The organism is Hymenobacter lapidarius (genome assembly GCF_001816145.1).
Lineage (GTDB): Bacteria > Bacteroidota > Bacteroidia > Cytophagales > Hymenobacteraceae > Hymenobacter > Hymenobacter lapidarius.
On the sequence record NZ_MDZB01000129.1, the window covers coordinates 1 to 21,978 of the forward strand.

17 protein-coding genes are annotated in these 21,978 nt (G+C 61.1%); 11 read left to right on the top strand and 6 right to left on the bottom strand.

The window, feature by feature from the left end; genetic code table 11:
* Positions 1 to 724: WG repeat-containing protein (locus BEN47_RS14640; protein WP_139147382.1), on the top strand; the 724-nt coding region annotated here is incomplete at its 5' end.
* A gap of 172 nt (positions 725 to 896) precedes the next feature.
* Here BEN47_RS14640 and BEN47_RS14645 read toward each other — a convergent pair.
* Complete coding sequence (locus BEN47_RS14645) at positions 897 to 1,433, bottom strand: GNAT family N-acetyltransferase (protein WP_070729162.1); 537 nt, start codon at positions 1,431 to 1,433, stop codon at positions 897 to 899.
* Positions 1,434 to 1,601: 168 nt separating this feature from the next.
* Here BEN47_RS14645 and BEN47_RS14650 point away from each other — a divergent pair, with 168 nt between their 5' ends.
* From BEN47_RS14650 to BEN47_RS14665, 5 genes are all read left to right on the top strand, one after another.
* Positions 1,602 to 2,663 (top strand): NYN domain-containing protein, encoded by a 1,062-nt coding sequence (locus tag BEN47_RS14650; RefSeq protein ID WP_070729164.1) that lies wholly within the window; start codon positions 1,602 to 1,604, stop codon positions 2,661 to 2,663.
* Positions 2,664 to 2,958: 295 nt separating this feature from the next.
* Positions 2,959 to 4,944, top strand: coding sequence for a M3 family metallopeptidase (locus BEN47_RS14655; protein ID WP_204378332.1), 1,986 nt, complete (start codon positions 2,959 to 2,961; stop codon positions 4,942 to 4,944).
* Positions 4,929 to 5,114, top strand: coding sequence for a hypothetical protein (locus BEN47_RS21815; RefSeq protein ID WP_204378333.1), 186 nt, complete (start codon positions 4,929 to 4,931; stop codon positions 5,112 to 5,114). The genes BEN47_RS14655 and BEN47_RS21815 overlap by 16 nt, the downstream gene beginning before the upstream one ends.
* 257 nt (positions 5,115 to 5,371) lie before the next feature.
* Positions 5,372 to 5,722 carry a hypothetical protein gene (locus tag BEN47_RS14660; RefSeq protein WP_070729166.1) on the top strand — a complete coding sequence of 117 codons (351 nt, stop codon included), beginning with the start codon at positions 5,372 to 5,374 and terminating at the stop codon, positions 5,720 to 5,722.
* A 215-nt stretch (positions 5,723 to 5,937) separates the two neighbouring features.
* The gene (locus BEN47_RS14665) at positions 5,938 to 6,306 is read left to right on the top strand and encodes a hypothetical protein (RefSeq protein WP_070729168.1); all 369 of its coding nucleotides are present in this window, start codon (positions 5,938 to 5,940) and stop codon (positions 6,304 to 6,306) included.
* A 139-nt stretch (positions 6,307 to 6,445) separates the two neighbouring features.
* On the opposite strand, the gene ggt is transcribed toward BEN47_RS14665, so the two are convergent.
* Positions 6,446 to 8,200 carry a gamma-glutamyltransferase gene (ggt, locus tag BEN47_RS14670; RefSeq protein ID WP_193427151.1) on the bottom strand — a complete coding sequence of 585 codons (1,755 nt, stop codon included), beginning with the start codon at positions 8,198 to 8,200 and terminating at the stop codon, positions 6,446 to 6,448.
* A gap of 141 nt (positions 8,201 to 8,341) precedes the next feature.
* On the opposite strand from ggt, the gene BEN47_RS14675 reads away from it, so the two are divergent.
* The 4 genes from BEN47_RS14675 to BEN47_RS14695 all read left to right on the top strand — a co-directional run bounded on the left by BEN47_RS14675 (position 8,342) and on the right by BEN47_RS14695 (position 13,145).
* The gene (locus BEN47_RS14675) at positions 8,342 to 10,393 is read left to right on the top strand and encodes an alpha amylase C-terminal domain-containing protein (protein WP_070729170.1); all 2,052 of its coding nucleotides are present in this window, start codon (positions 8,342 to 8,344) and stop codon (positions 10,391 to 10,393) included.
* 74 nt (positions 10,394 to 10,467) lie between these two features.
* Positions 10,468 to 10,974 carry a DUF6756 family protein gene (locus BEN47_RS14680; RefSeq protein ID WP_070729171.1) on the top strand — a complete coding sequence of 169 codons (507 nt, stop codon included), beginning with the start codon at positions 10,468 to 10,470 and terminating at the stop codon, positions 10,972 to 10,974.
* 566 nt (positions 10,975 to 11,540) lie between these two features.
* Positions 11,541 to 12,443, top strand: a complete 903-nt coding sequence (locus BEN47_RS14690) for an alpha/beta hydrolase (RefSeq protein ID WP_125921702.1) — start codon at positions 11,541 to 11,543, stop codon at positions 12,441 to 12,443.
* 210 nt (positions 12,444 to 12,653) lie between these two features.
* Positions 12,654 to 13,145, top strand: coding sequence for a CIA30 family protein (locus BEN47_RS14695; protein WP_070729177.1), 492 nt, complete (start codon positions 12,654 to 12,656; stop codon positions 13,143 to 13,145).
* A 102-nt stretch (positions 13,146 to 13,247) separates the two neighbouring features.
* On the opposite strand, the gene BEN47_RS14700 is transcribed toward BEN47_RS14695, so the two are convergent.
* From BEN47_RS14700 to BEN47_RS14710, 3 genes are all read right to left on the bottom strand, one after another.
* Positions 13,248 to 15,134 (bottom strand): glycoside hydrolase family 13 protein, encoded by a 1,887-nt coding sequence (locus tag BEN47_RS14700; RefSeq protein WP_070729179.1) that lies wholly within the window; start codon positions 15,132 to 15,134, stop codon positions 13,248 to 13,250.
* Positions 15,135 to 15,148: 14 nt separating this feature from the next.
* A complete protein-coding gene (locus BEN47_RS14705) occupies positions 15,149 to 15,631 on the bottom strand; it encodes a YdeI/OmpD-associated family protein (RefSeq protein ID WP_070729181.1) in 483 nt (160 codons plus the stop codon).
* Positions 15,632 to 15,710: 79 nt separating this feature from the next.
* Positions 15,711 to 16,997 carry a glycosyltransferase family 4 protein gene (locus tag BEN47_RS14710; protein WP_070729182.1) on the bottom strand — a complete coding sequence of 429 codons (1,287 nt, stop codon included), beginning with the start codon at positions 16,995 to 16,997 and terminating at the stop codon, positions 15,711 to 15,713.
* 226 nt (positions 16,998 to 17,223) lie between these two features.
* Between BEN47_RS14710 and BEN47_RS14715 the strand changes: the two genes are divergently transcribed.
* Positions 17,224 to 19,710, top strand: coding sequence for a glycoside hydrolase family 31 protein (locus tag BEN47_RS14715; RefSeq protein WP_204378334.1), 2,487 nt, complete (start codon positions 17,224 to 17,226; stop codon positions 19,708 to 19,710).
* Between the two features lie 152 nt (positions 19,711 to 19,862).
* Here the strand turns inward: BEN47_RS14715 and BEN47_RS14720 are convergent, their stop codons facing one another.
* Positions 19,863 to 21,632 carry a serine hydrolase domain-containing protein gene (locus tag BEN47_RS14720; protein ID WP_070729183.1) on the bottom strand — a complete coding sequence of 590 codons (1,770 nt, stop codon included), beginning with the start codon at positions 21,630 to 21,632 and terminating at the stop codon, positions 19,863 to 19,865.
* Between the last annotated feature and the right edge of the window lie 346 nt (positions 21,633 to 21,978).

The window sequence follows — 21,978 nt, forward strand, 5'->3', positions numbered from 1 at the left end:
GGCCATGGCCTACCATCGGGTGCGCCGGTGGGGCCGCGGGCTGCCGCGCGCAGCGGCGGTGCTGGGCGGGGTGGGCCTGCTGGGCATGGGCCTCTGGGGCATGAGCCGCTTGGGCGGAGGGGAGCCCGTGCCATACCAGGAAAACGGCAAATGGGGGCTGGCCGACGCCAATGGCGAGCCCGTGGTGCCAGCCAGGTACTCGTCCATTGGTCCGCTGCAGCAGAAGCGGGCCGTGGTGAAAGAAAACGGCGCATACGGCCTGATAGACGCGGATGGCAAGGAGGTGGTGCCCCTTGCCTACGACGCGCTGAACCCGTACAAAGAGCAGTACGCCCGGGTGCGCGTGGGCGATGCCTACACCTTCCTGGATGGCGAAGGCCAGGAATTTGCTGACTACTACTTTAATGCCTTGGACTTTTCGGAGGGCTTTGCCGCCGTGCTCGACAACCGCGGGTGGCACTACATCAGCGGCCCCGAACCGGAAGACCCGGCCCGTCCGCCGGCACTGTTCAAAGAGGCATACTCCTTCCGCGACGGCCTGGCCCGGGTGCGCCTCGCCGATGGGTTTACGTTCGTTACCAAAGCCTACCTGCAGGACCCCAGCGCCGACACTAAACCCTTCGGCCGCTACGAAGCCGCCACCGACTTCGAAAACGGCAAAGCGCGGGTAACCCAACAGGGCCGCAGCTTTACCATCGACACCGACGCCGACGCAGTAGAGTAGCTGCCCGCTGGGAGGCCGCCGTAGGCTGGCGCGCGTCTGCGACGCGCTGCCAACTGGCGCCGAGCCTGCGGCTCGCCGGTAAACGACGTGCGGCAGCATCGTAATAACGGAACACTCGTGCCCGAGGCTCAAAACCAAGCGTCAGTTCAGCAACTAGATTACCACCAGTTAATTACAGAAGGTTGAAATTGGTGGCTTCGTACCAGATGCAGCGCGTGCCGCCCTCCTGAAATTCATTGTGCTGGCGCAGTCCTGCTTTCTCCAGAATGCGGCGGGAACCCGTGTTTTCCACGTCGGCGTAGGCACAAAGGCGTGCCAGGCCCAGCGTTTCGAATGCGTGGTCACGCCAGGCCCGGGCGGCTTCGTAGCCGTAGCCCTGCCGCCAGAACTGCGGCCGGAACCGGTAGGCGAGGTCGAAGAAATCCTGTTGCCCGTTGATGGGGCCGGGCACCAGCTTCAGGCCAGCCCACCCCATAAATTCCCCGGTTTCGCGCAGGAGCGCGGCCCAGCGGCCAATGCCGTTGGCCGCGTACTGGGCCTGGATAAAGCGAATAACCGCCAGGCTCTGGACCAGGTCGGTGGGCAGCGGCCCGCCCATGCCGCCCAGGTAGCGGCGCACCGCCGGGTCAGAATCGAGGGCCAACATCCCGGCCGCATCGGCATCAGTAAAAGGCCGGAAGTGCAGGCGGGCGGTATCGAAAGGCTGCATAAGGAGGAGTGCTCCCGGCCGGGGAGTTGAGGCGCCGCAGCTGCAGCGGAAACCGGGCTGCGGCAAGTTACTGCCCGGGCTTTGGTACCGAAGCCCATGACGGCAGCCACCGCCAACCGGGTGCCTTCTGCCAGCCCGGCTCCGGCCCGGTAGCCTTACCTTAGCAAGATGACGCCGAAACCAACCACGTCCTCCTACGCCGCCGTTTTCATTGACTTTGAAAACGTGTACTACTTCCTCAAAAACCACTTTCAGGACCCGCCCGAGCTCAATGATTACGTGCTCGACATCATCCGCAAGCTGCGGGAGGAGCTCAGTGCCAAGGGGCTCGACTCGCTCATTAGCTACGCCTACGCCGACTTTGAGCGCCTGGCCACCGCGCCGCAGGGCGCCCTGTACCTGATGGGCGTGAGCACCCGCAACGTGCTGGGCACCGACCACAAAAATGCCGCCGACATGCAGCTCTGCATCGACGCGCTGGAGGTGATGTACACCCGCCCCGACATTGGCACCTTTGTGCTGGTGGCCGGCGACCGCGACTACATTCCGGTGCTGCAGCACCTGCGGCGGCAGGCCCGGCAGGTGCTGGTGGCTGGCTTCCGCGAGTCCGTGTCCGGCGACTTGCTGCAGAACATCGGGGCCGAGCAGTTCATTGACGCCCGCGACCTGCTGGCACCCGAGCGCATCGCGCAGCTGGAAAAACGCCGGGCCGACCGTCTGCGCACCCAGGAAGAAAACCGCCGCCTGCGCGAGCAGGCCGGGACCGCCGGAGCGGTTCCGCGGGCCAGTACCCCGGCCGCCGATGTCGACCCGGCGGCCAAAAGCCCCGCGGCCGGCGCGAGCAACCAGGCGGCGCCCCCGCGGCCTGGCAGCTCGGCCGGTGCGCGGCCCACTCGCCCGCCCGAGGAAGTAGCTGACTTTATGCCCAGCCGCCGCCTGACCGGCGACACCGAACAACGCACGCTGGCCTTCATGCTGGGCGAGTTTCAGAAGCTGGAGGCCAAGCAGCAGCGCCGGGTGCGGGAGCTGTGGCTGGGGCCGTTTATGCGCCTGCTGGCCGATGAGCTGCCCGAACTGCCCGACTACGAGCGCCGCGACCAGCTCAACAAGCTGCGCGATGCCGGCGCCATCCGCATCGAAAAGCGCGAGGGCGAACCGCATCCGTTCTCAGTGATTGTAGTGAACTACAACCACCCCAACGTGCAGGAGCTGCAGCCGGCGGAGGAGTAGCGCCTGTCCGTTGGTGCAACGCCACTAACAACTACAGGAATTACGCGTTGCTTCTTATATACGTCTTTCCCGCAGAGGTCGCAGAGGTGAAACCGCAGAGGTTCCCAGAGTTAGCCGTCAAAAATCTGCGAACCTCTGCGGTTTCACCTCTGCGACCTCTGCGGGAAACGCTCGTTTAACTACCGTGCGTAAGTCCTGAACTAATAACCAACCATTGCCTATGAATCAGCGTCCTTTCCCCTCATCCAAAATCCTGTTTGCCAGTACCTGCCTTGCGCTCAGTTTAGCCAGCCCCATGTTGCCTACTTCCAGCTTCGCCCAAACGGCTCCCGTTACCGCTTCTGCGGCTTCCAATCCGCTGCTGGCTGATTGGGCTGGCCCTTACGGCGGCGTGCCGGCTTTTGATAAGGTGAAAGTGGAGCATTTCAAGCCGGCGCTGGAAGCTGCCATGGCCGAAAACCTGCGCGAAATCGACGTCATTGCCACAAACAAGCAGGCCGCCACCTTCGACAACACCATTGCCGCGCTGGAGCGGGCCGGCCAGCGGCTCGACGAAGTGCAGACCGTGTACGGCATCTGGTCGGGCACGCTGAGCAGCCCCGAGGTGCAGGCCATTCAGCGGGAAATGGCGCCCCGCCTTTCGGCTTTCTCAGACCAGATTTATCAGAACGAGCCGCTGTTCCGGCGCATTGAGGCCGTGTATACCGGGCCTGACAAAAAGAAGCTCACGCCCGAGCAGCAGCGCCTGGCCTGGGTGCACTACAACAACTTCGTGCGCTCCGGTGCCAAGCTGGATGCCGCGGCCAAAACCCGGTTGTCGGCAATCAATCAGGAGCTGGCCGGGCTGTTCACGCACTTTTCGCAGAACGTGCTGGCCGATGAAACGGACTCCGTACTCGTGCTGAAGAACCCGACGGACCTCAACGGCCTGCCCGTTTCGCTGCGCGAAGATGCCGCCAACACGGCCACCGCCCGCAAGGTGCCGGCCGTCGGCGTCATCACCAACACCCGCTCGTCCATCGAGCCGTTTCTGACCTATTCGGACCAGCGCAAGCTGCGCGAAAGGGCGTGGCGCATGTTCTACAACCGCGGCGACAACGGCGGCGCGCACGACAACAACGCCCTGATTACCGACATTCTGCAGCTGCGGGCCGAGCGCGCCACGCTGCTGGGCTACAAAACGCACGCCCACTGGCGCCTCGACAACACCATGGCCAAAACGCCCGAAGCCGCCATGCAGCTCATGGAGCAGGTGTGGACGCCCGCCGTGGCCCGCGTGAAGCAGGAAGTGGCCGACATGCAGGCCCTGGCCCGCAAAGAAGGCGCCGGCGCCTCCTTCCGCATTGAGCCCTGGGACTACCGCTACTACGCCGAAAAGGTGCGCAAGGCCCGCTACGACCTCGACCAGAACGAGGTGAAGCAGTACCTGCAGCTCGACAAAATGCGCGAAGGCATGTTCTGGGTGGCCGGCGAGCTGTTCAACTTCAATTTCACGCCCGTGGCCACCGTGCCCGTGTACCACCCCGACGTGAAGGTGTGGGAAATAAAGGATAAGACCACCGGCAAGCACGTGGGCCTGTGGTACTTCGACCCCTACGCCCGCCAGGGCAAGCGCTCCGGCGCCTGGATGAATGCCTACCGCAACCAGCAGCGCATGGACGGCCAGCCCGTCACCACCATCGTGTCCAACAATTCCAACTTCGTGAAGGGCAAAGAAGGCGCGCCCACGCTCATCTCCTGGACCGATGCCACCACGCTGTTTCACGAGTTCGGCCACGCCCTGCACGGCCTGTCTTCCAACGTGACGTACCCGTCGCTCTCGGGCACCAGCGTGGTGCGCGACTACGTGGAGTTTCCCTCGCAGCTGCTCGAAAACTGGCTGCCCACGCCCGAGGTGCTGCAGCGCTTTGCCTTGCACTATCAAACCGGCAAGCCCATTCCGCAGGCCCTGGTCGACCGCATTGAAAAAGCCGCCACGTTCAACCAGGGGTTTGAAACCACGGAATTCCTTGGCAGCGCCCTCATTGACATGAAGCTGCACCTGGCCGGCAGCCAGAAAATCGACGCCGACCGGTTTGAGCGCGAAACCCTGGCCCAGCTTGGCATGCCCCGCGAAATTGTGATGCGCCACCGCACGCCGCAGTTCTCGCACGTATTCTCCTCCGATGGCTACTCGGCGGGCTACTACAGCTACCTGTGGTCGGTGGTGCTGGCGGCCGATGCCTACAGCGCCTTCACCGAAGCCGGCGGCCCTACGACAAAGCCGTGGGCCAGCGCCTGACTAAGAATGTTTTCTCGGTGGGCAACACCATCGACCCGGCCGTGGGCTACCGCAACTTTCGCGGCCGCGACCCCAAAATTGACGCACTGATGAAGGAGCGGGGCTTCCCGATGACGCCCAAAAAAACCACCGCCGCCCCCGCCAAGAAAGTAGTTGGCAAGAAAAAGTAGCCCCTTGTTCCGCTCCCGCGCGGACGGAACGCAGTGGAAAATTGATGGAGGCCCCGGCAATAGCCGGGGCCTTACCTGTTTTTGACGCAATGGGCAGTGGCCGAGTAGGGGCGCTGCCTAACCCAGCCAGTGAGCATAAAGTTTGAGCCGAACCCGTTTATTTTAAAAAGCCAAAATATTGTACGTTTGATAGTTAACAAGTGCGGGGCGGGCGGGTTAGTGTCTCATAATTCCACACATCTAACCAACCCAAACCCATGGACAGCAATCAATCACAGAGCAGCCAAGGCACCAGCCAGCTCGACGCCACCCTCAACGCCCTGCAAGGCGGTCTGGCCAATGCAGCCGGTGCCGCTGGCCCCAACATTGCCGGCTGGATTAAAACCCTACAAGGCAATACCCAACTCTCGGGCATTAGCTCGGAGCTGCAGAACCTGCACGATGCCTTGGGCAGCGGCGCCAGCGACACCGGCGCCCTGGCCAAAAGCCTGAGCACCCTGGGCGAGCACACCACCAAGGCCGCTGATTCGGCTACGCCCGACGCCCAAGCCAAGCTCCGCGAGCTGGGTCAGGCGCTCACCTCGGCCGCTGGCCAGCTGCGCGGCTAATCACCACGCCCGGTACGTTTACCAAAAAACAGCCGTCGGCCCTTGGGTCGGCGGCTGTTTTTGGTTGGGCGCGAGCCAGGGCCAGCGGTGCCGATGCCGGGTACGGGCACGCCACAACGTTGGCTTTTTGCCTGTCCGGCTGCGTATCTTCGTGCCCGCAAGCGCCGGGCTAGCCTCCTGGCCTGTTTGATTTCTCAACTCCCTCCATTTCGCTCATGAGCTTTATTTCCGAAGTAGAATCCAGCATCCAAACCATTTTCGCGGCCATCGGCAGCGGTTTTCAGACGGACCCCGCCGCCGGCTACGGCCAGATTGACAACTGGATTCAGCACCTGCGTTCCACCAACGAGCCCGCGCTGCGCCCCGTAGTGGCAGAGCTGGAAATCCTTCGCGGTCACATCGATAGCAACAACGCCGCCGGCATGGCCGTGGCGTTCCAGAACCTCGGCGAAATGACGGCTCAGTCGGCGCTGTCGGTGCACAACTTCACCGGCAACGGCGACAAAGCCCGCGAAATCAGCCAGAAGCTGATTGCTGCCGCCGGCAACCTGCGCCACGTAGCCCGGATGCCCGCCGCTCACTAAATAGCCGCACCGGTGCTTCTGTCGACAGATGGGTGGGCTCGGTTAGGAAAAACGTTATGTTGAGCAAGGCTAAAACGTCATGCTTCGGCTTCGCTCAGAATGACGTTTTTTTATTTGGTCGTGGCTACCGTGCGCTGACCTAATACCCCAGCGCGGCATCGTCGCCGCGGGGGTCGGCGCCGCCTTCCAACTTGCCTTCCGGCCGCACGCAGATAACGTCGAGGCGGCCCCAGGGCAGGCGGGGGTTGATGCGGTAGCCGCGGGCGCGCAGCGTATCCTGCGCCGCGGGCAGCAGGGCACCGGCTTCCATATCAATCTGGTCGGGCAGCCACTGGTGGTGCAGGCGCGGCGCCGTCACGGCCTGCTGGGCATTAAAACCGTAGTCCACAACCCCCAGAATGGTTTGCAACACACTGGTGATGATAGTACTGCCGCCCGGCGAGCCCACCACCAGCGCCACCTTGCCGTTGCGGGTGAGAATGGTGGGCGTCATGCTGCTGAGCATGCGCTTGCCCGGCGCAATGGCGTTGGCCGCGCCGCCGGTGAGGCCATAGGCGTTGGGCACCCCGGCTTTGGCGCTGAAGTCGTCCATCTCGTTGTTCAGCAAAAAGCCGGCGCCGGGCACCACCACTTTGCTGCCATAGGCGCCGTTGAGGGTGGTGGTGCAGCTCACCGCGTTGCCAAAGGCGTCCACAATGCTATAGTGGGTGGTTTCGTCGCTCTCGTAGGTGGGCAGGCCGGGGCCGGCCGTTACCTGGCTGCTGGGTGTGGCCCGGCCCTTGGGGCGCATGGTGCCCGCCCGCTGGCGGTTGTAGTCCGCATCAAGCAGCTTTTGTACCGGCACCGTGCCAAAATCCGGGTCGCCGAGGTAGGTGGCGCGGTCGGCGTAGGCCCGCCGCTCCGCTTCGGTGATGTAGTGCACAGCCAGCGGCGTGTGGTAGCCGGCCTGGGCCAGGTCCACGGGTTCCAGCATCTGCAGCATTTGCAGCAGGGCCACGCCGCCGCTGCTGGGCGGCGGCATCGTAATCACGTCATAGTCGCGGTAGCGGCCGCGCAGGGGCTCGCGCCACTTGGGCTGGTAGCTGTCCAGGTCCTGCTGGCTCACTAGGCCGCCGCCGCGCTTCATCTCGGCGAGGAGCATGCGGGCGGTTTCGCCGCGGTAGAAGCCGGCGCGGCCCTGGTCGCGCACGCGGGCCAGGGTGCGGGCCAGGTCGGGCAGGCGCAGGGTGTCGCCGGCTTGCCACTCGCCGCCGCCGGGGCGCAGGTAGGCCGGCGTGCTGCCGGGGTTATACTTCTTGAAATCGGCCTGGTTACGGTTCAGGCCCGCGGCTTCTTTCAGAGTGAGCGGGAAGCCCTTGGCCGCCAGCGCCACGGCCGGCTGCAGCAGCGCGGGCCACGAGAGCTTGCCCAGCTGCTTGTGCAGGGTGGCCATGCCGGCCACCGTACCGGGCGTGCCCACGGCCAGCGGGCCGGCGGTGCTCAAGTCCGGCACCACGTTGCCCTGCTGGTCGAGGTACATGTCGCGGGTGGCGGCAGCGGGCGCGGTTTCGCGGAAATCGAGGCTGCCGGCCGAGCCGTTGCGGTCGCGGTAAAGCAAAAAACCGCCGCCCCCCACGTTGCCGGCCACGGGCAGGACCACGGCCAGCGCAAACTGCACGGCCACGGCCGCATCGTAGGCGTTGCCGCCGCGCTGCAGCACCAACGTGCCAATCTTCGAAGCTTCGGGGTGGGCCGATACCACCATGGCGTAGTTGGCCAGCCGGGGCGGGGCCGCCGGGGGAATGGGCGAGGCCAACGACCCCTCAAATGCGCGCGACGTGGACGTGACGGGACGCTCCGCCGAGCAGGCCATTAACAGGGCCAGCGGAAAGGCCAGCATCCGGGGGGTAATCATTGAGCAAAATAAGGCGATGTTTGCCTGGATTGCTATTCGGCACAGGAAATAGCCGCTGAGCGCGAGGAAATTGTTGGCCGGCCCGCCCCAAATTCCGGATAGGCAGCCCGGCGCGTTACTTTTGGCGTAAACCTTTTCATCATGGCTAAGACTACACCTATCGCCCCGGCTACTCCCAAGGCTTCGCGCCTGGCGCCGCTGGCCCTCGTCAAAAACGACGCCTACCTGGCCCCTTTCGAGCCCGTGCTGCGGCAGCGGCAGGCGCGCCTACAGGCCCGGCTGGCCGAAATCAAGCAACACCACGGCTCCCTGCTGAACTACGCCACGGCCCACCAGCAGTTGGGCCTGCACCACTCCGCCGGCCGCGGCGGCTACGTGTACCGCGAGTGGGCGCCCGGCGCCGAAGGCCTGTTTCTGGTCGGGGATTTCAACGGCTGGGACCGGCAGGCCAACCCGCTGCAGCTGCTGGACTTTGGCGTGTGGGAGGTCTTTTTGCCCGATGCGGAGTACAAAAGCCGCCTCACTCACGGCAGCCGCTACAAAGTGCACGTAGTGGCCAACGGCCAGGGCAAAGACCGGCTGCCCGCCACCCTGCGCCGCACCGTGCAGGATGACGATACCAAGGACTTTGCCGGCCAAATCTGGCAACCCGAAACGCCCTTCGCCTGGACCGACCAGAAGTTCAAACCCGCTACGGCCGTGCCGGAGCCGCTCATTTACGAGGCGCACGTGGGCATGGCCACCGAGGAAGGCCGCGTGGGCACCTACCGCGAATTCGCTGACCACATCCTGCCCCGCATTGCGGCCGGCGGCTACAATACCATCCAACTGATGGCCGTGCAGGAGCACCCGTACTACGGCTCCTTTGGCTATCACGTGGCCAATCTGTTTGCCGCCAGCTCCCGCTTCGGCACGCCCGAAGACCTGAAGTACCTCATCAACGAAGCCCACCGGCGCGACATTGCGGTGCTGCTCGACATCGTGCACTCGCACGCCGTGAAAAACGAGGCTGAGGGACTGGCCAATTTCGACGGCTCCGGCAACCTGTACTTCCACAAAGGCGAGCGCGGCAACCACCCCGGCTGGGACAGCAAGCTCTTCGACTACGGCCGGCCCGAGGTGCAGCAGTTTCTGCTCAGCAACCTGCGCTTCTGGCTCGAAGAATACCACTTCGACGGCTTCCGCTTCGATGGCGTGACCAGCATGCTCTACCACCACCACGGCGAGGGCGTGGCCTTCGTGGGTTACGATAACTACTTCGGCCCCAGCGCCGATGAGGATGCCATACTGTATTTGCAACTGGCTACCACGCTCGCTCATGAGTTTAAAAAAGGCAGCATCCTCGTGGCCGAGGACATGAGCGGCCTGCCTGGCCTGTGCCGCCCCATCAAGGAAGGCGGCGTGGGCTTCGACTACCGCCTGGCCATGGGCATTCCGGATTTCTGGATTAAGCTGCTCAAGCACACGCCCGACGAAAACTGGCCTCTCGGCGACCTGTGGCACACGCTCACCAACCGGCGTGCAGGTGAGAAAACCATTGCCTATGCCGAAAGCCACGACCAGGCCCTGGTGGGCGACAAGACTTTGGCCCATTGGCTGTTCGATGCCGCCATTTATAGCCACATGCACACCGCGGACGGCGACCCCGGCGCCGCGCGGGCCCTGGCGCTGCACAAGCTCATCCGGCTGCTCACGCTGGCTGCCGGCGGCGAGGGCTACCTCACCTTCATTGGCAACGAGTTCGGCCACCCCGAGTGGGTCGATTTCCCGCGCGCCGGCAACGACTGGAGCTACCAGTTCGCCCGCCGCCAGTGGAGCCTCGGCGACAACCCCGACCTGAAGTTTTCCCAAATGGGAGCTTTCGACAAAGCCATGGTGCAGCTGGCGCGCCAGCGCCACCTGCTGGCCGCCGGCCCCGCCACGCTGCTCAAGCACGACGAGGAAAACAAGGTGCTGGCGTTCGAGCGCGCCGGCCTGGTGTTCATCATCAACTTCCACGTCGAACAAAGCCTGACCGACTACCGCTTCTGGGTGACGGAGGAGGGCAAGTACCGCGTGGTGCTTTCCTCGGACAATAGCCGCTTCGGTGGCTTCGACCGGCCCGATGAAGCGTTTGAATACGAGACGTTTGAGCACCAGCTTAGCCTGTACGTGCCGAGTCGGGTGGCGCTGGTGGTGGAAGTGGGTAGTTAGCAGCAGTTGCTTACCGATATCACCGGTTTGCTGAACTAGAAAAACGTTGACAGCGGCCAAGTTTTATTCGAGTTATGTGGACCGATTTACGACAGGAGATTGAAAAGGCGCGGCATGGGCTCGGCTTGCCAGATGCAGCCTTTGCGCCATTGCCCCACACCACCAAGTGGCACCAAATAGAGGAAACCATTTACCACACCTTTTGTACGCTGCACCATCCCACGGTACGCCCACGTTGGCTGTGGGAGTATTTCCGTACGGGTGCCTATGCTTTAGACAGCGAAGACGACCCATTGGCGACCATGGTGGCGCTGATATCGGCCAATGAACAGGTGTGGTTGATGGTGACCGAGAACGACAAGTTCTGGTTCTACAAAGGCCAACCCGCTGCGATTCATGCGGTGTTAAATGAGTGTACGTACTTGGACGAAATTTACCTGCTCTCGAAGAAGTACGAGTGGCTGCTGTGTCTTAACCACCATAACGTGGTTTACGGGATAGGCGCACCGATAAACGAGCAGTTACAATCCCGGAGCGCCCGGAGCGCAAGGCCAGTGGTTTACAGTAAACCACTTCAGTAAGAGCAGTTGGCCTTGGAAAAGGCGCTAGGAAAGCTCTTGCTCCTGTTGCCGTTCTGCCCGTTTGCCCCTGCGTATCCAAGCCCTTACAAGCCAAATCAACCCCATGTTGCCAAGTGCGGCTACGACAAAAAATCGGTCTGTTTCGACAGGAATGGTGTGGCTGCTTCCGTGATAAAGCATCCAAAGAAGTCCTAAAAACAATAGAGATATACTCAGCAACACCAGCAAGGCATATCTCATTCCGTTTCTTGCTTTAGCGTTTTTAGACAAATAAACACTCCTTTCGGTGAACACTGGCAGCGGCCCTATACCAGATGGACTGCAAGCTACTGCCGTTCCCGGCAGGGTTACGAAACCCATCTATGCGCTGGCCGCAGTCTAAGCGTAGCGACGACTGCGTGCCATCTGTGAAAGCGAGTTTATAACTCGCCCGCAGCAAGACCACTACCTCTACTCCTTGCCCTGATAAGGCCGGGCCCCAATTACTTTTAGCCCGGCCGGGTACACGGTGCGGCGGCCTGTGCTGCTTTGTGAACCAGCCTTTCCCTCAAAACGCTTTCGTGCTTATGAACTCTCCGCTGCTTTGGTTCCGCATTGCCGCTTCGGTGATACTGGCGTCCTGTTCTGTGAAGCTGGCGGCGGTAGCCGACAAAACGCCCGAGCAGGTGCAGGCTACCTACACCGTAACAAAGGACGTGCCCTACGGCACCGACAAAGAACAAACCCTGGACGTGTACCGCTCCGCCGATGCGCCGAAGCGAGGCGCCAAAAACTACACCGTGGTATTCCTACACGGCGGCGGGTATTACCTCAGCGACAAGGCCAAGGAAGAACGGTACATTCAGCCCTACCTGAAAAAAGGCGTTACCGTTGTCAACCTCAACTACCGGCTCAAACGCGGTATTCCCATGGCCACGGAAGACCTGACGCAGGCCCTCAACTTCCTGGCGGCGCACCGCGACGCCTACCCCCTGAACCTGGAGCGGGTGGTGCTGACGGGCTTCTCGGCCGGTGCCCACATTGGCAGCTTGGTGGCGGTGACGGCCAACGACCCCGCTTACCCGTACCCGCTGGCTCCGGGCATCCGCATTGCCGCGGTGGTCAATTTCTCCGGGCCGGTGGGCGGACTCGACGTTGTGGAAAACGTGTTTATGAACCACCCGATGCCCGTGATGAAGGAAATAGGGCTGGCGCTGTTCCCCGAAACCACCAGCTACGCCCCCAAAGAAGTGACCCGGAAGTACGAACCCCTGACTTACCTGGACCCCCAGGACCCTCCCTTTTTTATCTGGCAAGGCGGCAAAGACGACCAGGTTCCGCCCGTCACCTTCACCGAGTTTGTGGCCCGGCTCCAGCAAAACCGGCAAAAGAACACCGTCCTGTTTGTGCCCGAAGGCAACCACAGCCCCTCCGGCCGCGAGCTAGAGGAAGCCTACAAGCAAATATTTCCATTTCTGGACAAGAAATAGGGCAAGCGGCCACTGTGCCGAAAAGAATAAAAGATGCATCTCTCCGGACTACCGGCCACCCCGTTCACAAAACCGCTGTAGCGCCACTGGGGAATCAAGCGAATGGAAACTATTCGAAGTCGAGGAGCTTATTTACAAAGCATAGAAAACCGTATTCAGCTACACATAAAGAGTACAGTAATGAACGCCTCATTTTTAACAGCACTACTCATGGGCAGCCTGCTTCTTTTTAATTTCAGCACTTCTTCCGACTGGTCCGGGTGGGAAGTAGAGAACGACGTGGTAATGGGTGGAAAATCTTCCAGCAAACTCACGCGAAACGAAGCGGGCAATGCGGTTTTCACAGGCGATGTTTCTTTGGAAAACAACGGCGGATTTGCTTCTATACAATATCATTTCGCCCCCAGAGCCATTAGCGGCTACGATAAGGCGTGCATCCGCTTGAAAGGAGACGGCAAGGAATACCAGTTCAGAATAAAAGCTAATTTGAAGGAAAGAGCCTCCTATATATACACCTTCAAAACCAGCGGGGAATGGCAAACCATCGAGATTCCACTGAACAAAATGGAGCCCAGCTTTCGCGGCAACAAGCTAGCCCAGCCCAACTTCAATGCCGATAAGATTGAGGAGGTTCGGTTTTTAGTAGGCAATGGAAAGGCCGAGAATTTCAGGTTGGAAATAGACAAGATAGAATTACAGTAAAGCGTGATTCGGCCCTAAACAGCTCCCACATGGTGCCGACGCAGTCGTCGCTGAGCTTAGCTGCGGCCATTTGCTGAAGCTGCAACACCAGTGAAGAAGGTGCTACTTCAGCAGCTCCAGTACCATGGCGGTTTTGGCGGGTAGCTGCAGCGTGGCTAGGCTGCTCAGGCTTTCGCCCGTGAGCACGTTGCGGGCTTGGCTGAAGCCGGCCATGCGCTCGGAGAAGCGGGCGGTGGGCAGGCTGGCGGGCTTGTCGGTGGTGTTGGAGGCTACCAGCACGGTGCTGGTGGCATCGTAGCGGAAGTACACGTAGAGGCCGTTTTCGGGCAGGTACTGCATCAGCTTGCCGGAGTGCAGCGCCGGGTGAGTGCGGCGGTAGGTGGCCAGCTTCTTTACGAAATCGAAGGCTTCGTTTTCGCGGGCGGTGCGGCCGGTGGCGGTGAATTTATCTTCCTTGTCGCCGGGCCAGCCGCCGGGGAAGTCCTTGCGCACCTCGGCATCGGTGGGGTCCTTGAAGTTTTTCATCAGGATTTCGGTGCCGTAGTACATGCTGGGGATGCCGCGGGTGGTGAGCAGCCAGGTCAGGCCCATCTTGTAGCGGTCCAGGTCGTCGCCGATTTCGGAGAGGAAGCGGTTGTGGTCGTGGTTGTCGAGGAAGTTGACCAGCTTGCCGGGGTCCTGGTACACGGCGTCCTGGGCCAGGGCCTGGTAGGGGCGCTGGGCGCCGCCGTCCCAGCCGGTGGCGGCGGGCGTGCCCACTTCTTTCAGGCCGGCCAGCATGGCGCCTTCCAGTACGAAATCGAGCCCGCCCGGCTGGTTCGATTTGAAGGGGAAATTGATGTTGTTCTGCACGTAGTAAGCCTGGTCCACCACGTTGCTTACCGACGACTCCCCAAAAATGTGGATGCGCGGGTATTCCGTGAGCAGTGCTGCGTTGCAGCGGTTCATAAACGGCTGGTCATTATACATGTACGTGTCGATGCGCCAGGCATCCACCCCAAAGTTCTCAACCGACCAGATGGCGTGCTGAATCAGAAAATTGGCCACGTACGGGTTCTGCTGGTTCAGGTCGGGTAGGAAGGGCACAAACCAGCCATCGAGCGTCACCTGGCGGTCAATCTGCGCCGCGTGGGGGTCGGTGATGGGCTGCTGGCGGTAGCTGGTGTTAGTGTAGGCGGGCCACTGGTGCACCCAGCTTTTCATGGGCAAATCCTGGATAAACCAGTGCGTGTTGCCCACGTGGTTGTACACGGCATCCTGCACCACCTTCAGGCCGGCGGCGTGGGCCTGCTGCACAAAGGTTTTGTAGGCCGCATTGCCGCCCAGGCGGCGGTCCACGTTGTAGTGGTCGGTGAAGCCGTAGCCGTGGTAGGAGGAGCGCATAGTGCCGCCTTCGTTGGTGAGCGGCTGGTTGTTTTCGATGACCGGCGTAAACCACACGGCCGTGATGCCCAGGTCTTTGAGGTAGCCCAGGCGCTGGGCCGCGCCGGCCAGGTCGCCGCCGTGGCGCAGAAACGGATTGGCCCGGTCAGAGCTGGGGTCGCGCAGGTCGGCAAACTTGTCGTTGGCTAGGTCGCCGTTGGCAAATCGGTCGGGCATGGCCAGGTAAATCAAGTCGGCCTGCGTCACGCCCTGGCCTTTGGGGGCGTTGTCGCGCGCCTTCAGCTCCCAGGCCTGGGTCAGGGTTTGGCTGCCTTTTTTGCCCACAATCTGCACCTTGCCGGGCCTGGTGGTGGTGGCAATGGTCAGGTCCAAAAAGGCATAGTTGGGGTTCTCAACGGTGTTGGTTTTCACCAGCTTCACCCCGGGGTAGTTGATGGCATACGCCAAGGTGCCGGCGCTGGGCCCGTACACCACCACCTGAACGGTGGGCCGTTTCATGCCCACCCACCAGTTGGTGGGGTTGATGCGTTGGATGGCCGGCGCCTGCGCCCCCGCCTGAAGCAGCGACAACAGCACGAGCAGCAACGTGAGGCAGCTGTTTTTCATGGGGAAAGAGAAAACTAGATGGATGAAGGGCGCTTGCGGCCCTGGGTGAGCAGTTCCACGGTTTCGGTGAGGCGCTGGGCGCGGGTGTCGGCTTTTTTGGCGCCTTCCAGCCAGCGCACGTAGTCGCGCTGGTCGGTGTAGGCCAGCTTGGCAAAGTAAGCCGCGGCTTTGGGGTTGGCGGCCAGCTGCTGGGCCAGGTCGGCGGGGGCTTCCATTTTGCGCTCGGCCACGTCGCGGGAGAGTGTGACGCGCACCGAGTCGCCCACGGTTTTATCGATGGCCCGGCGAATCTGCTTGAGTACCAGCAGGGCGTGGTGGCCGTCGCCGAGCGGCATTGCGCTGCCCTGGTAGGGGTAGCCGTCGAAGGTGGCCTGCACCGCTATCCGGCCGCGGGTGCCGTAGGCTTCCTGCACCGAGAACGGCAGCACGACGAACACGCCGCCTTCCCCTACCTCGCCGGCTTCTAAAATGGCTTCAAATTCGTGTTCGGGCTGCATGATATAAATCGTTTTCAGGCGTTGGAAATGGTTTCTTGGCACAAAGTAAACCAACCGGCCGCCAGCCCGCCGCGAGAGCTCACCCCCGGGCCATTGCGCCCAGCACGCGTTGCACCGCTGCTTCGTTGTCGGGTGCTACCACGCGCATCTCGCCAATGCTGCTGCCGTAGTACTCGGCCAGGCGCTTGCGCACGCCCTCGTCGGGCACCAGAATGAGGTGGGCGCGGCGCAGGGCCATGCGCTCCACTTCCAGGAGCCAGCCGCGCTCGGCCGGGCTCACAAAGTCGGCCGCGAGGCCCGTGGCATACAGCACCAGCGGCTTGCCGGTACTGTTTCTGAGTTCCAGCGCGGCCAGCCACGCGGGCCAGTTGGGAGCATAGATAACGCCGAAATCGGGGTGGTTGCGCACAAGCTGCGCCGCCCGCCGCGCGTACTGAATCATGCGGAAATTCAGGTTCTCGAAGCCAGGCTGTACGGGGCTGGCAGGGGCTGGTTCGGCTGGCAGGGTCGGCGCTGGTTCTGCGGCAAAGGCCGCGGTTACAGCCGCAGGTGGTTCCGCCATTATTTCATCCAGCGCCGGGATATTGTCGTCTGCCGCCAGCACGGCGGCCGTTTCAACAGGGCCTGGCTCCGCGATGGCTTCGCTGAATAGTGCCGGCTGCACCACGGCAGAACGGTCGGGCTCGGCGGCGGCAGCTGGGGCGTTGGCAGCGCCGGGAGGCGCTTGAATAATTGCCGCGGTGAACTGCCCGGCTGCTGTCAAGGCCAGGCCGGCCGCTTTGCGCTCACTTGCCGGAGCGGAGGGCAGCAGGGCGGGTGCCAACTCGGTTTGGGTAGTCGGGCTAGCGTCGGTGCCCAGATAGGGAGCTGCCGGGGCCTGGAGTAGGGTAGGGTAGCCTCCGCCCGGGCCAGTGGGCCACTGGCTGCGGGCCAGCGCCGCCGGCTGGGTGGCGGGCAATGCCCCTTCGGCCTCAAAATCAACCGTGAGCTGCGCAATGCTGGCGGCGGGAAGCTCACTCAGCCCGATGATGCGGGAGACGGTCTGCGCCGCGCCCGTGGCCGCCGGCAGCAGGCGCACGCCGGGCGCGGGAGTTTCCACGGTCAGGGCGTTGGCGGCGGGGCCTGCAGGCTCCATTTGCCCGGCTGCTGCTGCGAGAGCACTGGCCAGGGACGCCGGGCCGGCGGGCTCCGGGGCGTCGGCTGGGGTGGCGGGCAGGTGGGGATATACTGCCAGCACCGGCTGCTGCGCGGCCAGCTGGTACACCAGCGGCAGGGTGGGGGGCAGGGCCGCGTGGCCCAGCACAGCCACGCTGGGGTCGGCGTCGTCCCAGGCCAGCAGCAAGACAGAAAAATCGGACAAGGTCATGGGAAAGGGGAGGGAGGGCGAAACAGGGCCAGCGCCGGTGCCGGGAGCGGCGCAGCCGCCAATGTGCCGTCAATGCTACGCAAGCCGGACCATATATCCGTGAAATATTCGCGGGTGGCCGGCCAGCGAAAAGTAACTTGCGTACTAATTCCTCGCTGCGCCGGCCTCGCCGGTCTTTTTTTGCCCGGTATAGCCGCCGGTTTTGTTTTTTGCTAAGATTAACTTTATGGATACCACGATTCAGGAAAATAACTACATGGTGAACGACCTGGCGGCCCAAAGCCACCAGGAACATTATCCCGGCGAAGTCATCCGTGCCGAAGAGCTCGACAACCACCGCTTCCTTTTCAATTGCCAAAACGGGGTGCGCCTGCTGCTGCACGTGCTCTCCGACAAAATCCTGCGCTTCCGCTACCTCACCGACACCCCGCTCTCGCCCGACTTTTCCTACGCCGTGCCCACCGATGCCGCCACGCGCCTCGTGCCGCCGGAGTTTGTGGAATTCCGCGAAAAGCCCGACCACTACCGCCTCACCACGGCCCGCCTCATCTGCATTGTGCAGAAAGAAACGCTGAAAACCCGCGTGCTTGACCGCTCCGGCTCGATTCTGAGCGACGACGAGAAGGGCTTCCACTGGGAGTACGACTACGACACCGGCAACGACATCGTGAAGATGAGCAAGCAGGTGCCCGCCGGCGTGCACTACTACGGCCTCGGCGACAAGCCCGACAACATGAACCTGCGCGGCAAGCGCTTCACCAACTGGGGCTCCGACACCTACGGCTACACCAAGGGCTCGGACCCGCTCTACAAAAACATCCCGTTCTACCACGTGCTGCACCAGAAAATCGCGCACGGCATTTTCTTCGATAACACCTTCAAGGCCAGCTTCGACTTTGCCGCCGAGCGCGCCGACGTGACCAGCTTTTGGGCCCAGGGCGGCGAGCTGAACTACTACTTCATCTACGGCCCCAGCCTGATGGAGGTGACCGAGGAGTACACCCTGCTCACCTGCCCGCCCGAGCTGCCGCCGCTCTGGACGCTGGGCTACCACCAGTGCAAGTGGAGCTACTTCCCGGAGGCCAACGTGAAGGAAATCACCAGCGGCCTGCGCGACCGTAAGATTCCCTGCGACGCCATTTACCTCGATATCGACTACATGGAGGGTTACCGCTGCTTCACCTGGAGCCAGGAGCGGTTTCCCGAGCCCAAGCGCCTGGTGCAGGAGCTGGCCGACGACGGCTTCAAGCTGGTCGTCATCATCGACCCCGGAATCAAGATTGACCCCGAGTATTCCGTCTACCAGGAAGGCATTGCCAACGACTATTTTTGCCGCCGCGCCGACGGCCCGCTCATGAAGGGCTCGGTGTGGCCCGGCCTCTGCAACTTCCCCGATTTCACCGCGCCCAAGGTGCGCGAGTGGTGGTCGGGTCTGTTTAAGGAGCTGATTCAGGACATCGGCGTGAAGGGCGTGTGGAACGACATGAACGAGCCGGCGGTGTTCGAAAAAGGCACTTTCCCGCCCGATGTGCGCTTCGACTACGACGGCCACTCGGCCTCGCACCAGAAGGCCCACAACATCTACGGCATGCAGATGGCCCGCGCCACCAACGACGGCGTGAAGCAGTTCTGCTTCCCCAACCGGCCCTTTACCATCACGCGCAGCACCTACAGCGGCGGCCAGCGCTACTCCTCGGGCTGGACCGGCGACAACATTGCCTCCTGGGAGCACCTCTGGCTGGCCAACATTCAGTGCCAGCGCCTGAGCATCTCGGGTTTCAGCTTCATCGGTAGCGACATTGGCGGCTTCGTGGACACGCCCACCGGCGAGCTCTACGCCCGCTGGATTGCGCTGGGCGCCTTCCATCCATTCTTCCGCACGCACTCCTCCGGCGACCACGGCGACCAGGAGCCCTGGAGCTTCGGCGACCAGGTGACCGACCTGGCCCGGCATTTCATTGAGCTGCGCTACCGCCTGCTGCCCTACATGTACACCACGTTCTGGCAGTACGCCACGGCCGGCACGCCCATGCTGCGCCCGCTCACCTTCCTCGACCAGAACGACACCGAAACCTACCTGCGCATGGCCGAATTCGGCCTCGGCGATAACCTGCTGGTGTGCCCCATCACCCAGCCCGGCGCCGAAGGCCGCTGGATGTACCTGCCCCGTGGGGACTGGTTCTACTACTGGACCGACGCCCCCACGGCCGGCGGCGCCGAAGTCTGGGCCGCCGCTGACCTGACCCGCATTCCGCTATTTGTGAAGGCCGGGTCCGTGCTCCCCATGCAGCCCGTGCTGCAGTACGTGGGCGAAAAGGCCATCGAGCAGCTCACCCTGCACGTCTACTTCAAAAACGGCACCGCCGAGAGCGTGCTCTACGACGACGGCGGCGAAGGCTACGGCTACACCGAAGGCCAGAAAACCCTGCGCCGCTTCACCGTCACCGGCTCCGAAAACGACCTGGTTATCACCCAGGCCATTCAAGGCGACTTCCAGCCCAGCTACGCCACCTACCGCGTGGTGCTGCACGGCGTGGCCGGCCCCATCGAAGTAACCACCGACGGCCAGGCTGCGCAGGTAACTCAGGAAACCTTAGAAACTGGTTTGGGGCTGCCAACCTTGGTGGTAGCCGTTGGCTTCGGCGAAGTGCGAGTGAACGTCAATCCGCTGACTGGGGGTAAAATTGAGGTTCTGGTTGCTCAATTCTCATAAAATAGTAGGTGTTCCTAAGCTCTTTTTAAGCTCCATTTCGTGAAGCCACAACGCACAACGAGCGGACCAGATGGTCCGCTCGTTTCGTTTTATCCTACTGCATAACCTGCGGCTAGTCCCACGTGGACGGGCAGTCAATTTATGTTTTCAGGCTAAGAGCCCATTGGTCTCAAGGGCACCTGTTTTTCTTCACGGCCGGCCCGACCCAGTACTTTCGACTTGGATTTCGGCTGTGGCATTTTTTCAAACGTCAGGTGTTTTACCCGACCGGCATTCAGTTCTAATTGCACAATCTTTTGGTGTTTATCCCTCTTCATATTGATGAGGACTCCACCCATCAGGAAGACATCTTTTTCCAAAAATTCGAGGGGTGCGTCTTTGGACTTACTGTTCGAGAGTATCAGCTTTTGGTCTTTAACAGCGAGTGTGTACCGGTACTCTAGTTCGGGGCTGTAATAAGTCCCAGCGTACTCTTGCAACATTTTTGTTTGAGCAACTGCCTCCAGAACTAGGGGGTTTACTCTCTTAAGGGTTCGTTCGCCTGACGGCCAAGTCTGTGCCACTTTTACCGAACCGTCTGCGTTTTTGGAAAATACAAACTGGCTTCGGGCACCTGCCGTTAAAGTCGAAAAGGTAGTTTTTCCAACATTTGCCAGCAATAACTCCGGACCAGCTGACTGCCAATAAAATTTACCGTTCTTTAATAGGTAACTAAACTTTGCGCCATCGGATGAATAATAGACACCGGTGAACTCTTGAAACGCGGTGGCATCGGCCAGCTTGGTCATGCTGCTGTCTGCAAGCGCCTGGGCTGCCAAAGGCTTTTTAACGCTATTGTCCTTCAGCAACAGGTCAATCATTTCATACGCCTGGACCGTGGGAAGGGCCTCGGCGAAGTTGCCAAACACGACGAACCCCATTTTGGCTTCGGGAAAAACCGATACAAACGTCCGAAAGCCGGCATCTGCACCGCCGTGGGAATACTGCTTCCAGCCGTGGTATTCGTCCACGGTAATGCCCGAGGCATACGGAATCTGCTTTCCGTTATTCAGGACGCCGTTGCGGGTTAGCTCCGCTAATACCTGCTTATCTCCAACTTTCTGGTTGTAAAAGTTCATCACCCATTTGGCCATGTCTGGCACGTTGGTAAACAAACTGGTGGCTCCCGAATTGGCGTAGCTTAACACCGCATTCTGGTACTTCTTGTTCACGCTGCGGTAGGAATACGCCCGGTTGGGGACTATTTGCGTGTGGTCGTCGTGAATGTGGGTATTGGCCATGCCCAAGGGCTTAAAAATGGTCGAATCCGCAAATCTCTGCAAGCTCTTGCCCGACACACTTTTCACAATTTCAGACAGCATGGTGAAGCCGCTGTTGGAGTAGCTATACTGCTCGCCAGGGGTAAAATCCAGCGCTTGCTGCCGACTGAGTAGCTTGACGATGTGCTCTTGAGTTATCACATCGTCTATCCGCGTGCCGCTCATGTTCAACAGCGTCCATTGGTCGCGCACGCCGCTGGTGTGGTTGAGCAGGTGACGGATGGTAATGGTTTGCTTCAAATCCGGAAACCAGGGCAAGTACTTCCGCACATCGTCGTTCAGGTTCAGCTTCCCTTCTTTGGCCAGCAGCAAAATGCAGTAGGCTGTAAACTGCTTCGATACCGACGCCATGTGGTAGATGGTTTCGGGCGAGTTTGGAATGCCGTATTCCAGGTTGGCTGCTCCGTAGCCCTTTGAGTAAATCAGGGAGTCGTTGCGGACAATCCCAATGGTGTAGCCCGGACTGCCAGACGCACTCCACTTACTATACAGGCCATCGATTTTCTTTTTGGTGGCATCCGGCAAGCCCTGTGCTTGTGATGTGAAAGCCGCCGCCGAAACCAGCAGCGTATAGAGGGAGGCCTTGAGTAAAAAATTATTCATGCAATGGGATTGGGGGTGAAAGATGTGAATGCGGTTGCCGTGCGTTTAGTGAAAAGACCTAGTAGGCAATAGGAAACAGGCGGCTTTAATATTTTGCAATGTAAAGTATTTTTTTAGTAAAAAAATGTGTTTTATTGAGTCAATGGTTTTCTCGTTGGGCTTGTTAAAGGTTACAATTCCGAATCCTTCTTCGCATTGTGCACCTATTTGCCCCTGCGTCGAATGAATGCAGAAAAGGGAAAAGGTTCTAGGACGCGTGAACAATTAAAGTAGCTTTGAAGATGCAAAAAGACCGCACATTACTCACTGACGCGCACTGGCAACGCCTTTCACCGCTCTTACCGGG

What these genes read in the sequence shown, in the direction of transcription:
- BEN47_RS14665 (WP_070729168.1), top strand. Translation starts at nt 5,938, where the DNA reads ATGAGCTTTATTTCCGAAGTAGAATCCAGCATCCAAACCATTTTCGCG.
- BEN47_RS14705 (WP_070729181.1), bottom strand. Translation starts at nt 15,631, where the DNA reads ATGCAGCCCGAACACGAATTTGAAGCCATTTTAGAAGCCGGCGAGGTA.
- BEN47_RS14695 (WP_070729177.1), top strand. Translation starts at nt 12,654, where the DNA reads ATGGGCAGCCTGCTTCTTTTTAATTTCAGCACTTCTTCCGACTGGTCC.
- BEN47_RS14700 (WP_070729179.1), bottom strand. Translation starts at nt 15,134, where the DNA reads ATGAAAAACAGCTGCCTCACGTTGCTGCTCGTGCTGTTGTCGCTGCTT.
- BEN47_RS14655 (WP_204378332.1), top strand. Translation starts at nt 2,959, where the DNA reads ATGTTGCCTACTTCCAGCTTCGCCCAAACGGCTCCCGTTACCGCTTCT.
- BEN47_RS14680 (WP_070729171.1), top strand. Translation starts at nt 10,468, where the DNA reads ATGTGGACCGATTTACGACAGGAGATTGAAAAGGCGCGGCATGGGCTC.
- BEN47_RS14675 (WP_070729170.1), top strand. Translation starts at nt 8,342, where the DNA reads ATGGCTAAGACTACACCTATCGCCCCGGCTACTCCCAAGGCTTCGCGC.
- BEN47_RS14715 (WP_204378334.1), top strand. Translation starts at nt 17,224, where the DNA reads ATGGATACCACGATTCAGGAAAATAACTACATGGTGAACGACCTGGCG.
- BEN47_RS14720 (WP_070729183.1), bottom strand. Translation starts at nt 21,632, where the DNA reads ATGAATAATTTTTTACTCAAGGCCTCCCTCTATACGCTGCTGGTTTCG.
- BEN47_RS14690 (WP_125921702.1), top strand. Translation starts at nt 11,541, where the DNA reads ATGAACTCTCCGCTGCTTTGGTTCCGCATTGCCGCTTCGGTGATACTG.
- BEN47_RS14645 (WP_070729162.1), bottom strand. Translation starts at nt 1,433, where the DNA reads ATGCAGCCTTTCGATACCGCCCGCCTGCACTTCCGGCCTTTTACTGAT.
- BEN47_RS14660 (WP_070729166.1), top strand. Translation starts at nt 5,372, where the DNA reads ATGGACAGCAATCAATCACAGAGCAGCCAAGGCACCAGCCAGCTCGAC.
- BEN47_RS14650 (WP_070729164.1), top strand. Translation starts at nt 1,602, where the DNA reads ATGACGCCGAAACCAACCACGTCCTCCTACGCCGCCGTTTTCATTGAC.
- ggt (WP_193427151.1), bottom strand. Translation starts at nt 8,200, where the DNA reads ATGATTACCCCCCGGATGCTGGCCTTTCCGCTGGCCCTGTTAATGGCC.
- BEN47_RS14710 (WP_070729182.1), bottom strand. Translation starts at nt 16,997, where the DNA reads ATGACCTTGTCCGATTTTTCTGTCTTGCTGCTGGCCTGGGACGACGCC.